The following is a 12,420-nucleotide window of genomic DNA, read 5'->3' on the forward strand; positions in this document are numbered from 1 at the left end:
CACCGAGGGTCCAGGGGCCCAAATGCGGGCCCAAATGCGGGGGTTACGCATGGCGCACCCCCAGCCAGCGGGCGATCGCCTCGCTGCGGGTCGCGCTGTGCAGCTTCGCGAAGATGCGGTTGATGTGGTTCTTGACCGTCTTCTCGCTGATGAAGCACGTGGCCGCGATCTGCTGATTGCTCATGCCCGCCGCGATCAACTCCATCACCTCGGCCTCCCGCGAACTCAGCCTGAAGTCTTCCCTGTTGCGCATGGACACCGCACGCCGTCCAGTTGAAGACTGTGCCACAACCGGTTGCAGTTGCGAAAGGGGTTCTGCGGAAATGGCTGTCGGCCGGTCCGGTTGCTCGCGCACATGGGCGAGCAGAGTGTTCGCCGCCGTGACGGTGAAGACGGGCCTGCCGTGCGCCATTCCCCTTACCGCTGCGGTGAGTTCATCCGCCGTGAACTCTCCGTGGACCAGGTACCCCCCGGCGCCGAGCCGCAACGCCTCCCGCACGATCTCGCTCTCGCGGCTGTACGTCAGCATCATTACAGGTGCAAGGACCACCAGGTGCGGCAGTGCCGTTATGCCGTCGACGCCCGGCATGCGCACGTCGAGGAGGATCACGTCCGGGCGGTGGCGCAGCGCCGCCTCGTACGCCTCGTGGCCGTCCGTCGCCTCCGCCGCCACCTCGATGTCCTCGCGGCCGTGCAGCAGCGCGGTCAGGCCCGCCCGCACCACCGGGTTGTCGTCCGCGATGACGATCCGCAGCGGCGTCCCGCCACGGTCCGGGGCGCACGTCGCGTCCGCGTTCGGCACGGTGCCGCCTCGTTCCGTTTCCGTCATGACTCCCCCGACTCGGCCGCGCTCCACGGCAGTTCCACGCGTACCTCCGTGCCGCCTGGGCCGCTTCCCCGCCCCACCCTGATCCGCGCGCCGATCGCCGCCGCGCGTTCCACCATGCCCACCAGGCCGAAGTGGCCCGCGCGTCTCAGGTCGTCGAGGGTGGTGCCGGGCGGCAGGCCCCGGCCGTCGTCCTGGACGCTGAGGCGGAACAGGGCGCCCTCGACACCCGCCGACACCCGGATGCGGGCCGGGCCCGCGTGCCGGTGGGCGTTGTCCAGGGCCTCGCTCGCGATCGCCAGGAGCTGACGGGCCACCCCCGCCGGGAGCATCGGTGCCGCTTGCCCGCCCAGCACTCGCCACTCCGTCCGCATGCCGGTTCGGTGGGTGAAGTCGCTTGCCAGTGAGGCCAGTTCATGGGTCACGTCGATCTCGCCCGGGGTTCGCCGCAGGTCGCCCAGGAGTTCGCGGGACTCCGCCGCCGCCCGGCGCGCGGCCCGTGCCACCAGTTCGGCGCGGTGGCGCAGGGCGGGCGGGTCCATCCGGTCGGCGGAGGCCGCCAGTCCGTCGGCGGCCAGGGCCAGGCCGTGCAGCGTCTTGGCCACCGAGTCGTGCAGGTCGCGGGCGAGACGGGCCCGCTCCTCCTCGACCGCGTCGTGCACGGCGAGCCGCGCCCGGGTCTCCGTGAGGGCCTGGCTCGCGGCGCCGAAACGGAAGAGCAGATTGCGGATGGTGACGCCCAGCGCGCCGGCTATCACGCAGAAGCCCGGCAGCAACAGGGCCGAGGCGTCCGCGAGTTGGTGGCGGGGGCCGGTGGCGTACACCAGGGTCAGGATCGCGACCTGGAGGCCCGCGAAGAGGCCCGCGCCGCGCCAGCCGTAGACCAGGCCGGCGAGGAGCGGGGTGCAGGTGGTGACGTAGCCGAGGGAGGACTCCGGGGTCGCCGTGATCAGCAGCAGCGCGCCGAAGACCGCGTCGACCGCCAGCAGCCAGGGGTGGTTGAGGAGCAGCGGGCCGAAGCGCTCCCAGTCGCGGAACAGGACGTACGAGCCCATGAACGTGACCAGGACCGCCGCGCCCACCAGCAGTCCGGGCGCTCCTTGTGCCGCGCCGGCCAGCGCGAAGGGGGCGCCCGTGGCGATCATCGCGAGGCGGAAGCCGAACACCTGGCGGCACATCGCCTGGAGGGCGTTGATCTGCAGGGTGAGGGTGGGCGGCGGCACCGGCTCCGCCACCCCTCGGCGGAGCAGTGGCATCCCCAACCCCCTTGCGCCGACGGCCAGTTGCAGGGTCACTTGGGGCCTCCCAGGAAGCCCCCGAAGTCCAGGTTGGCTCCGTACACGAAGCCCACGCTGAGCAGGATCAGGGTGCCCGGCAGCAGGAAGGTCGTCACGGCGAAGGTGGCCTTGGGGACCGCGCGGGCCGCCTTGCGGCGGGCGTTCTGCGCGTCGGTGCGGCGCATGTCGGCGGCGATCGCTATCAGGGTGTCCACGATGGGCGCGCCCAGCTCCTCGCCCTGCTGGAGCGCGGTCACGAACATCGCGACCTGCTCGGAGTCATTGCGCTTGCGCAGCTCCTCGAAGGCCTGCCGGCGGCTGACGCCCATGTCCATCTGGCGCAGGGTGATGCGCAGTTCGTCCGACCAGGGCCCCTCGTACTTGTCGGCCACGCGGTCGAGTGCCTGGCGGAAGCCGAGGCCCGCGCTGACCACGACGGCGAGGACGTCGAGGAAGTCGGGCAGGGTGCGTTCGATGTGGTCGCGGCGCACCCGGACCGCCGACCAGATGCCGACCTCCACCCAGAACAGGGCGAAGGCCACCATCACCAGGGCGATGATCCAGTGCCCTTCGAGCAGCATGAGCAGCGCGGCCGCCGCGCCGAGCAGCCCGTACACCGCGCGGCGGGCCGCGTACCGGTCGACGGTGAGGCCGCCCGGGTTGCCCGCGAGGTCGATCTGGCGGCGCTTCCTCGCGACCCGGTCCGGGCCCATCATCCGCAGCACGGCGGGCGCCCAGCGCATGCCGAGCCGGTCGACGGCCGAGCCGACTGCCGTGGTGCGCGTCGCGCCCACCTCCAGGGCCACCGAGAGGTCGCTCGGGAGCTTCACCTCGGCCCGGTACATGCGGATGCCGAGGAACATCCCGTACACGCTCAGGCCCATCAGGGCCGCGAAGAGCAGTCCCATGTGTCGCTCACTCCCCTCTCTTCAACCTCTTCGGCTCGGGCTCATACGTCGATGCGGGACAGCCGGCGGACCACGATGAACCCGAGGGCGTACAGGGCGATCGAGACCAGGACCGCCGCCTGGCCGAGGAAGGCGCCGGTCATGCGGTCGAGGGCGCCCGGCATCACCGCGTTCAGCATGAGCAGCGCGGCTATCCCGAAGCCGGGTACGGCGTAGGCGGTGACGGTCACCTGGGCCAGTGTGGTGCGCACCTCGCGCCGGGTCTCCTTGCGCTCCTCCAGGGTGGTGGTCAGGTTGCGCAGCGAGCTGACGACGGTGCCGCCCGCGCGGTTGGCGAGCACCAATGTCGTCACCAGGACGACCAGTTCGCGCGAGGGCAGGCGTTCCGCGATCTCGCCGAGCGCGTCTTCGAGGGACTCGCCCACGGCCAGCCGGTCGGTGACCCGGCCCAGTTCCTCGCCCGCCGGGGCCTCCATCTCCTCGGCCGCCATGGCGATCGCGGTGCGCAGGGCGAGGCCCGCCTGGGTGGCGTTGGCGAGGATGCGGGACAGCTCGGGCAGCTGGTTGATGAAGCGCTCGATGCGCTTCTGGCGCTGCCAGTTGAGGAAGGAGTTGGCGCCCCACAGCGCGGCGAGACCGGCGAGCGGGCCGAAGAAGGACGCGAGGACGGACGCGGCGATCAGCCACAGCGCGGCCACCCCGGCCAGCATGTACACGAAGAACTCGCCGGGGGTCAGATCGAGGCCGGTCGCGGCCAGCTTCAGCTCGATGCGGCGGCCCAGCTTCGTACCGCGCAGCCTTCGGTCCACCCCACGGAACGGGCGGTTCCGGCCGGGTGCGTGCTGGGCGCCGGGGTTGCTGAGCCGGTCGATGAGGGCTTCGCGCTGGGCGCGGCCCGCCCCGTAGGAGCGCAGCCCCAGGACCGCCAGCACCCCGGCGAGCAGGGTGACGCCGAGCGTGAGGAAGGAGAGGTTCATCTGCGCGTTCCCTGTCGGTTGGGGTAGTGGGCGGCCAGTGGCGTGGAGAGCGGCAAGTTGGCTTTTCAGTACGTCAGTTGGCGTGGCGGACGGCCAGTTGTTCGGCGTGCGAGGCGACGCCGTAGGCCTGGGGCACGGGCTGGTTGGCGAGGTAGAGGCGGTCGGCGACGCGGCGGGGCAGCGGGAAGTACTGGAAGCGGCCGTGGACGCGGCCGTCGGCGGCCATCGGCCGGGCCTCGAAGCGGCAGACGGTGGTGATGCGGTACGGGTCGCGGCCGTGCGACTCCAGGATGGCGATCTCGGTGATCTTGCGGGCGCCGTCGGCGTGCCGGGTGAGCTGGACGATGACGTCGACGGCCGAGTTGATCTGGTCGTGCAGCGCCTCGAAGGGGACCTCCACCTCGGACATGGAGGCCAGCGTCTGGAGCCGCATCAGAGCGTCCTCGGCGCTGTTGGCGTGGACGGTGGCGAGCGAGCCGTCGTGGCCGGTGGACATCGCCTGGAGCATGTCGAGGGACTCCCCGCCACGCACCTCGCCGACCACGATCCGGTCGGGGCGCATGCGCAGCGAGTTGCGGACGAGGTCGCGGATGGAGATGTGGCCCTTGCCCTCGACGTTGGGCGGCCGCGCCTCCAGGCGGATGACGTGGGCCTGCTGGAGCTGGAGTTCGGCGGAGTCCTCGATGGTGATGATGCGTTCGTGCGGCGGGATCAGGCCGGAGAGCGCGTTGAGGAGGGTGGTCTTGCCGGTGCCGGTGGCGCCCGACACGATGACGTTGAAGCGGGCCTGCACAAGACCGGCGAGCAACAGGAGCATGGGCTCGTCGAGCGAGCCGAAGGTGATCATCTCCTGGAGCGTGAACGACCTCGGGAAGCGCCGGATGGTGAGCGTCGCGCCGGTCAGGGACAGCGGCGGGATGATCACGTTGACGCGCTCGCCGGACGGCAGCCGGGCGTCCACCATCGGGTTCGACTCGTCGACGCGACGGTTCACGGTCGACACGATCCGCTCGATCGTCTGCATCAGCTGCTCGTGCGAGGCGAACCGGAGCGGGAGTTGCTCGACCCGGCCGCCGCGCTCCACGAAGATCTGGTCGGGCCCGTTGACCATGATCTCGGTGATCGAGGCGTCTTCGAGGAGCGGTTCGAGGATGCCGAGGCCGAGCGCCTCGTCGACCACCCGGCGGATCAGCTGGGCCCGCTCGGTGGTGGAGAGCACCGGGCCCTCGCGGCTGATGATGTGCCCCAGCACCCGTTCCAGACGGGCCCGGCGCTCGGCGGCGGCGAGGGACGACATCTCCGCGAGGTCGATCTCCTCCAGGAGCTTGGCCCGGTAGGAGGCGACGAGGTGGCCGTCCTCGCGTCCGGCACCGCTCTCCTCGGGGGCGGCGATCCGTGCCCGCAGACTCATGTCCTGTCTCCAGTCTTCTCGGGTCGGCTCGTGCGCATCAGTTCTGCTGCCGGAGCTTGGGCATGGTGGAGCTCCGGGTGGCGGTGCCGAAGAAGCCGGCGTCCAGGCCGGGGATGACGCTGGGGATCTTGACGGTGACGGTGTACGTCACGCCGTCGCCCCCTCCCCCGGCGGGCGTGACCTGCGGATTGAGCCAGCCGCTGACCGCGGCCGTGCCCGCTGCCACGGGGTCCGGCGCGGGCTCGCCCGCCCGTGGCGCGTCCAGGGTCGCCGCCCGCGCCGCCGCCCGTGCCCCCGTGCCCGCCTGGTTCGCGGCGTACGCGGCGACCCCGAGCTGGATCGCGGCGAGGCCGACGAGCAGCAACAGGGCGACGAACCCGATGTATTCCAGGGCGACTTGACCCCGGTCGCGGCCTCTCGGCATACGGATGCGCACGGCTCACCGCTCCTTCACATGGGCGGCGGTGCCGTCGACGGGGAGGCTGTTGAGGACGCCCGGGATCAGGACGGGCATCTTCAGGGTGACGGTGGCCCGGTACATCCCGCCGCCGGACTCGCCGCACACCGCGGCGCCCTCGAAGGAGGACGGCACCTCACGCAGGGCGGCCGTCCGGCACGCGCCCGCCGCGTCCCCCTCCGCCGCGGCCCCGGCCCGCGCCCCCTCGTCCGCCGCGTTGCCCGCGAGGACGAAGGTGTATCCGACCAGGGCGCACTGCCACAGGGCGACGAGGAGCAGCAGGATCAGCGGGACCACGCCGACGAACTCGATGACGGTCTGTCCCCGGTCTCGCTCGCCCACGGGGATCCGTGGCCGCACCCCACGCATCCCCCGCACCGGACGCCCCCGGCGCATCGCGAAAGCCCCCAGCACCGGACGCCCCCGGCGCATCGCGGACATCATCCGCCCCTGCGCCGGAGCACCAGGCCGGAGCCCCGGGCGGCCCGCGCCTTGGCTCTGCCCTCCGGGGCCTTGAGCAGGCCGATCTCACCGGCCAGCGCCCACACGGCCTGCTTGACCGTGCTCTTGTTGTCCAGGTCGTGCAGCCGGCCCGCGTCCACGGCGGACTGCAGCTCCTTGAAGTGGGCCGGTACCGCGTTCTGGGCGACCCGGGTGCCGGTGATCTTCTGGACGAGCGGGGGCTGGATCTCGGTGTTCCGGGTGTGCCGGTTCACCACGGTGGTGGTCTCCTCGGCCTTGCGGATCTGGAGCCGGTCCCACATGCGGACCGTCCGCTTGGCACCGCGTACGGAGATGACATCCGGGGTGGTGACGAGGAGCGCCACGTCGGCCATCTCGACTGCGGCCGCGTTGGCCGCGGTCGTCTGGGTGCCGCAGTCCACGACGACGGCCTCGTAGCGGGTGCGCAGGGCGCCGATGATCTGGCGGGCGGCCCGGTCGGTGACCTCCTCGCCGCGTTCGCCCTCGCCCGGGGCCAGCAGCAGGGCGAGCCCGCTCTCGTGGTTGAAGACGGCGTCGGCGAGGACGCGGGGCGAGATGTCGGTGATCGCGGCGAGGTCGGCGATGGAGCGCCGGAACTGGACGTCCAGGTAGGAGGCGACGTCGCCGGCCTGGAGGTCCAGGTCGAGCAGCACGGTGGTGCGGCCCGACGCCCGTGCGGCGAGGGCGAGTTGGACGGCGACGAGGGTCGTGCCGACGCCGCCCTTGGCCCCGGTGACGGTGGTGACGGTGCCGCCGGGCCCGGTGAAGACGTCGAGGCTCGCGCCCAGGTGCCGGCGTACGCCCGCGGACCACTGGGCCGCCGCCTGGACGCGGACCGCGAGCTCCTCGTACGACAGGGGCAGCGCGACCAGGCCGCGCGCGCCGGAGTCCATGGCGGCGGAGAAGACGGCGGGCCCGGCGTCGGAGGAGATCAGGACGACGCCGACCGCCGGGAAGCGCAGGGCGACCTCCCGGATGAGTTCGAGGGCCGGGACCGGGCCGATGCGCTCGTGGACGAGGACCACCTCGGGCAGCTCGTCGAGGGACTCGCCCGCGAGCCTGGCCAGGGTGTCGAGCAGCTGGGTCGAGTCGCCGACGGGCACCGCGGGTTCGGCGTCGGGGAGCTGGCTGAGCAGGGTGGTGACGGATCGGGCGGCGTCCGCGTCGGAGACGGCCGGAAGGATTCGGGTGGTCATCCGCACCTCACTGGTCCTTTTCGAGCCGGTACGTACGGTCACCGGGCGGAATCGTGCTGTCGCCGTTGCCGCGGCCGACCAGCGCGAGGCGGACGTGGGTGGCGAACGACTCGGCGTACGCGACCCGTTGGGCGTCCAGGGTGCTGAGGGCGAAGGTGATCGGGACGGCCTGGGTGGCCTGGTTCTTGTCCGAGGCGCTCGGGTTGAGCGCCTGGACGGCGCCCACCTGGATGACCCGGGCGTTCGCCACGATGAGCTTGGACTCGGGGGTGTCACCCTGCTTGGTGGCGGCGAACGTGGCGAAGATGTTGACGTTGTCGTTGCCGTTGATCTTTCCGGCGACCCCGGTCGACGCGTCGATCATGATGGCGATCTCCTGTTCACCCGGCCTGAGTTGGGGCCGGTCGGTGAACATGCCGTCCTGGAGCAGCGAGCCCTTGGTGAGATGGGTGGCGGCCATCTTGCCGATGACGTCCGACAGATCGGTGACCGCCCCCTGGGAGAGCCACCGCTTGGGCATGCTCGTCCTGGCGAACTGGTCCGCCTTCAAAGGTGCGTAGGCGTCGATGTCGTCCTTGAGTTTGTACGCCGTCACCTCGGGGCCCACCTTGGAGTCCACGTCGCTGATCACGGTGAACACCCCGGCGAACGCGCCCAGGGCACACAGGAGCGAGAGGAGGAGAAGGATGATGCCGCGGCGCTGGCGGGAGTTCATTGACCGTACGACCTCGTTCGCTGACGTGGGGCAGAGCGGGCAAGTGGCTTGCTGCTGACGGATGTCGGGTCAGGGGCCCGGGGCGATGGCGCGGCGGCGCTCGGCCCGGGTGAGGGGCCGGGAGCGGTAGGCGGATGCGGGTACCGGGCCGAGGGCGGCGGCCGCGTGCGGCGGGTCGGGCTCCTCCTCGGCCGGCTGGTGCGAGGCGCAGAAGCCGCAGCGGTCGCCGATGAGCTCCATGGCGCACCAGCGGCACTGTTCGCGCCGTACGGAGGCGACGAGTTGGTAGAGCACCGCGATGTCGGGCAGGTAGGCGGCGAACTCGGTCAGCTTGCCGGTGCCCCACCAGGCGGCCGAATCGGCGGGCAGGGCAGTCTCCCGCACGGTCTTGATTCCCCAGGCGGGCGCGAGCGTGCCGGTGATCCAGTCGGGGCCGGCGGATCCCCTGGCGAGGAGCAGTTCGCAGGCGAAGTCCGGCCCGGCCGGGGTGGCCGCCTGGCCGACCTTGACGAGCTGGGGCCGCGGGTTGGCGACGACGGCGAACTGGCTGCCGGGCATCCAGGACCTGGCGTGCGCGGTGAGGCCGACCGGGATCCGCTCAAGGCGGGCCACGGAGTTGAGGACGGCGCCGGTGTGGATGTAGTGGGACAGCAGCCGGGCCGCCGAGGCGATGACGCCGGGGCTGAAGTCGCACACCGAGAGCTGCCTCAACTGCCTTACCAGGATGGCGAGTCCGAGCGGTGGCAGATCGGATTTGATCAGCGTGATCCGGTCGGTTTCGAGAAGCGACCGAACGGTATGCAGCCGGTGTTCATGGGCCGCCGGAATTGACGCCGGATAGAAGGCGATGACGTAGCCGTGCTGTTCCAGGAGGCGGTGCATGTCGACGAGTGCGGAGTCGAGCGGCTGGGCGTCCGGCGACTGGAGCAGCGCCGCGAGCGGCGTCTGCGGGTCGGTCGGCGCCAGCACCAGGTCGGGGCTGGTGACGGCTATCGCGGTCGGCACGTCTCGGGCCCCCGTTCGCTGCTCGCGGTCGCCACCTTGGGCCCCCGTTCCGTGCGGTGCGCGAGCCTGTGCGAGCCCCCACGACCGCAACTGATCCCTGCAATTCCCACCTGCATCAGCACTTTATCCACGACCTACCGGCCGGAGAACCGTCTTCTCCTTTCCTGTGTGCTTCCGAGGCCGGTTTTGGTGCGCGTGGGACGGGAGTTGCGTACGAAGTCGGCCATGTCCCCGGCCGGAATTGATCCTCCGGGCTCGGAGGGGAGCGGCGCGGGGGCCGGCGCGGGGGCCGGGGGCGCGGGTCCGTGCGGGAGGTCTTGACAACCGAATTGGTCTGGACCAAGTTGTGCGACCAGGACGACGCCCACCGCCACCTCCCGTCCTGCTCCCCCGTCCCGTCACTCCCCACCCTCCCCACTCCCCTCCCGGAGGCAGCAAGTGAACCGCGCGAGACATGCAAGGCTCGCTCTGGCCGTGGCCGCGGCCGGCGCCCTGTCCATAGCCGGGCTTGCCGGCACCGCCCAGGCGGCCGACGTCAACAACGCCAAGAACGCCGGGTTCGAGTCGGGCCTCGGCAACTGGAGCTGCTCGGCCGGGAGCGGTGCCACCGTCTCCTCCCCCGTGCACGGCGGCACCTCCGCGCTCAAGGCCACCCCGTCGGGCTCGGACACCGCCCAGTGTTCGCAGACCGTCGCCGTGAAGCCCAACTCGACGTACACGCTGAGCGCCTGGGTCCAGGGCAGCTACGTCTACCTCGGCGCGAGCGGCACCGGCACCACCGACGTCTCGACCTGGACGCCCGGCACCGGCAGCGGCTACAGCCAGCTGTCCACCACCTTCAAGACCGGCGCATCCACCACCTCGGTGCAGATCTACACGCACGGCTGGTACGGCCAGCCCGCGTACTACGCCGACGACATTTCGGTGTACGGGCCCGACGGCGGCGGGGGCGGCGACCCGGCCCCGACGATTCCGGCGGCGCCCGCGGGCCTCGCGGTCGGCTCGGTCAGCTCGTCCTCGGTGAACCTGTCGTGGGGCGCGGTGTCGAACGCGACCGGGTACAACGTCTACCAGGGCGGCACCAAGGTGCAGTCGGTGACGGGCAGTTCGGCGGCCGTGACCGGGCTGAGCGCGTCGACCTCGTACCAGTTCCAGGTGACCGCGACCAACGCGGCGGGCGAGTCCCCGAAGTCGGCGGCGGTGACCGGCACCACCTCGGCCTCCGGCGGCAACCCGGGCGGCGGCGGCAACGTGCCCAAGCACGCGGTGACCGGCTACTGGCAGAACTTCAACAACGGCGCGACCGTCCAGAAGATCAGCGATGTGCCGGCGAACTACGACATCATCGCGGTCGCCTTCGCGGACGCCACGACCACCCCGGGCGCGGTGAGCTTCACGCTCGACTCGGCCGGGCTCGGCGGTTACACCGTCGACCAGTTCAAGGCGGACATCGCCGCCAAGCACGCGGCGGGCAAGTCGGTGATCATCTCGATCGGCGGCCAGAACGGCACGGTCTCGGTGAGCGACTCCAACTCGGCGAACAACTTCGCCAACTCGGTCTACTCGCTGATGCAGACGTACGGCTTCGACGGCGTCGACATCGACCTGGAGAACGGCCTCAACTCCACCTACATGACACAGGCGTTGAAGTCGATCGCCGCGAAGGGCGGCAGCAAGACCGTCATCACGATGGCCCCGCAGACCATCGACATGCAGTCCCCGTCGAACGAGTACTTCAAGACGGCGCTCAACATCAAGGACATCCTGACCGTCGTCAACATGCAGTACTACAACAGCGGTTCGATGAACGGCTGCGACGGCAACGTCTACTCGCAGGGCACGGTGGACTTCCTGACCGCGCTCGCCTGCATCCAGCTCCAGGGCGGACTCGACCCCTCGCAGGTCGGCCTGGGCCTGCCGGCCTCCACCTCCGGCGCGGGCAGCGGCTACGTCTCGCCGTCCGTGGTGAACGCGGCGCTCGACTGCCTGACCAAGGGCACGAGCTGCGGCAACTTCAAGCCCTCGAAGACCTACCCGACCCTGCGCGGCGCGATGGCCTGGTCCACCAACTGGGACGCCAAGTCGGGCAACGCCTGGTCCGGCTCGGTCGGTCCGCACGTCCACGCCCTTCCGTAACCCGCACCGCATACGGCAGCAGCGCCCCCCGCTCCCCCGGGTGGCGCTGCTGTCGTGCGTGTCCTACCGGGTCACGGCTTGGGCAGGGTGCAGCCCGCGCGGTTCAGGTCGATCTTGTTGCCGGCGCCTATGCAGGGGACGATGATGTACGTCTCCTCGGCGTAGTTGATGCCCTGGCGGACGGTGACGTTGCCGTTCTGGTCCACCTCGCACGGGTTGTTCTCCGTGCAGCGCTCGCCGTCCTCGTTGCCGGTGTTGTTGACGGCGACGACCTTGCCGGTCGTCGTGTCGATCACCGGGGAGCCCGAGGTGCCGCCGATGGTGTTGCACGACGAGGTGTAGCGGACCGAGTCCTTCCAGGTCCAGTCACCCTCCTTCAGCCGGTAGACGAAGCCGTCCACGTTGCAGCTGTAGGTGCGCTTCCAGTACCCGGAGACGACCTTGATGGCCGAACCCTGCGTCGGGTGCGCGTCGTTGAGGGTGAGCGCGCTGATCCCGTAGCTGCTCTGGATCTGGGCGTAGGTCGTGTTGAGCTGGTAGATCGTGATGTCCGTGTCGGTCATCGTGGCGTACGCGACCTTGCTGGCGCGCAGCGTGGCGACCTTGGAGCCGGACGCGTTGAGCAGCGAGAAGGTGCGGGACGACGGCTGGTTGGTGATGACCTCACCGGCGGCGGGGAATCCGGTTTCGAGGCAGTGGCCGTTGGAGAGCACGAGCGCGGGGTCACTCGGCTGCGAGCTGGGCGTACGGACCACTGAGCCCGAACAGTTGCTCAGCGCCACCGTTCCGGCGAAGTTGACCGCCTTGACGGGGGCCGGGGCGGCCTTGCTGACGGAGGTCTGCGCGGCGACGCGGGCCTGGCCGTCCGCGGGCTGCGCGGCGACGGCGGGCACCGCGCCCGCGGCCGCGAGCAGCAGGGCACTGACGGCGCCGAGTGCGCCGACGTAGGACTTCTTCATGTGGGGGTTCCCTTTGTGGGGGTGCTCGGATGATGAAGGAGTGCTGTTTTGTCATGCGCATTGTTGAGTG

At 70.9% G+C, this 12,420-nt stretch carries 12 protein-coding genes; 1 reads left to right on the plus strand and 11 read right to left on the minus strand.

What is annotated here, in order from left to right; all coding sequences use genetic code 11:
* Positions 1–43: 43 nt before the first annotated feature.
* The 10 genes from ACFYZA_RS11720 to ACFYZA_RS11765 all read right to left on the minus strand — a co-directional run bounded on the left by ACFYZA_RS11720 (position 44) and on the right by ACFYZA_RS11765 (position 9,255).
* The gene (locus tag ACFYZA_RS11720) at positions 44–829 is read right to left on the minus strand and encodes a response regulator (RefSeq protein WP_388489581.1); all 786 of its coding nucleotides are present in this window, start codon (positions 827–829) and stop codon (positions 44–46) included.
* On the minus strand, positions 826–2,121 hold the full coding sequence (locus ACFYZA_RS11725; RefSeq protein ID WP_388489584.1) for a sensor histidine kinase: 1,296 nt from the start codon (positions 2,119–2,121) through the stop codon (positions 826–828). The genes ACFYZA_RS11720 and ACFYZA_RS11725 overlap by 4 nt, the downstream gene beginning before the upstream one ends.
* On the minus strand, positions 2,118–3,011 hold the full coding sequence (locus ACFYZA_RS11730; protein ID WP_382594443.1) for a DUF5936 domain-containing protein: 894 nt from the start codon (positions 3,009–3,011) through the stop codon (positions 2,118–2,120). Before ACFYZA_RS11730 ends, ACFYZA_RS11725 begins: the two co-directional genes overlap by 4 nt.
* 41 nt (positions 3,012–3,052) lie before the next feature.
* On the minus strand, positions 3,053–3,988 hold the full coding sequence (locus tag ACFYZA_RS11735) for a type II secretion system F family protein (protein WP_382594446.1): 936 nt from the start codon (positions 3,986–3,988) through the stop codon (positions 3,053–3,055).
* A gap of 73 nt (positions 3,989–4,061) precedes the next feature.
* Positions 4,062–5,399: a CpaF family protein gene (locus ACFYZA_RS11740; protein ID WP_382594449.1), complete on the minus strand. Its 1,338-nt coding sequence runs from the start codon at positions 5,397–5,399 to the stop codon at positions 4,062–4,064.
* A 37-nt stretch (positions 5,400–5,436) separates the two neighbouring features.
* Positions 5,437–5,835, minus strand: coding sequence for a pilus assembly protein (locus ACFYZA_RS11745; RefSeq protein WP_382594452.1), 399 nt, complete (start codon positions 5,833–5,835; stop codon positions 5,437–5,439).
* Between the two features lie 3 nt (positions 5,836–5,838).
* Positions 5,839–6,198 (minus strand): TadE/TadG family type IV pilus assembly protein, encoded by a 360-nt coding sequence (locus ACFYZA_RS11750; RefSeq protein WP_388489588.1) that lies wholly within the window; start codon positions 6,196–6,198, stop codon positions 5,839–5,841.
* Between the two features lie 98 nt (positions 6,199–6,296).
* Positions 6,297–7,535 carry a CpaE family protein gene (locus ACFYZA_RS11755; RefSeq protein WP_382594458.1) on the minus strand — a complete coding sequence of 413 codons (1,239 nt, stop codon included), beginning with the start codon at positions 7,533–7,535 and terminating at the stop codon, positions 6,297–6,299.
* Between the two features lie 7 nt (positions 7,536–7,542).
* The gene (gene cpaB / locus ACFYZA_RS11760) at positions 7,543–8,250 is read right to left on the minus strand and encodes a Flp pilus assembly protein CpaB (RefSeq protein ID WP_388489591.1); all 708 of its coding nucleotides are present in this window, start codon (positions 8,248–8,250) and stop codon (positions 7,543–7,545) included.
* A gap of 69 nt (positions 8,251–8,319) precedes the next feature.
* Positions 8,320–9,255, minus strand: coding sequence for a hypothetical protein (locus ACFYZA_RS11765; RefSeq protein ID WP_388489593.1), 936 nt, complete (start codon positions 9,253–9,255; stop codon positions 8,320–8,322).
* Between the two features lie 438 nt (positions 9,256–9,693).
* On the opposite strand from ACFYZA_RS11765, the gene ACFYZA_RS11770 reads away from it, so the two are divergent.
* Positions 9,694–11,391 carry a chitinase gene (locus tag ACFYZA_RS11770; protein ID WP_382594466.1) on the plus strand — a complete coding sequence of 566 codons (1,698 nt, stop codon included), beginning with the start codon at positions 9,694–9,696 and terminating at the stop codon, positions 11,389–11,391.
* A gap of 71 nt (positions 11,392–11,462) precedes the next feature.
* On the opposite strand, the gene ACFYZA_RS11775 is transcribed toward ACFYZA_RS11770, so the two are convergent.
* Positions 11,463–12,350 carry a serine protease gene (locus ACFYZA_RS11775; protein ID WP_388489595.1) on the minus strand — a complete coding sequence of 296 codons (888 nt, stop codon included), beginning with the start codon at positions 12,348–12,350 and terminating at the stop codon, positions 11,463–11,465.
* Positions 12,351–12,420 lie beyond the last annotated feature (70 nt).

It is taken from the genome of Streptomyces sp. NPDC001828 (assembly GCF_042892175.1).
Classification (GTDB): domain Bacteria; phylum Actinomycetota; class Actinomycetes; order Streptomycetales; family Streptomycetaceae; genus Streptomyces.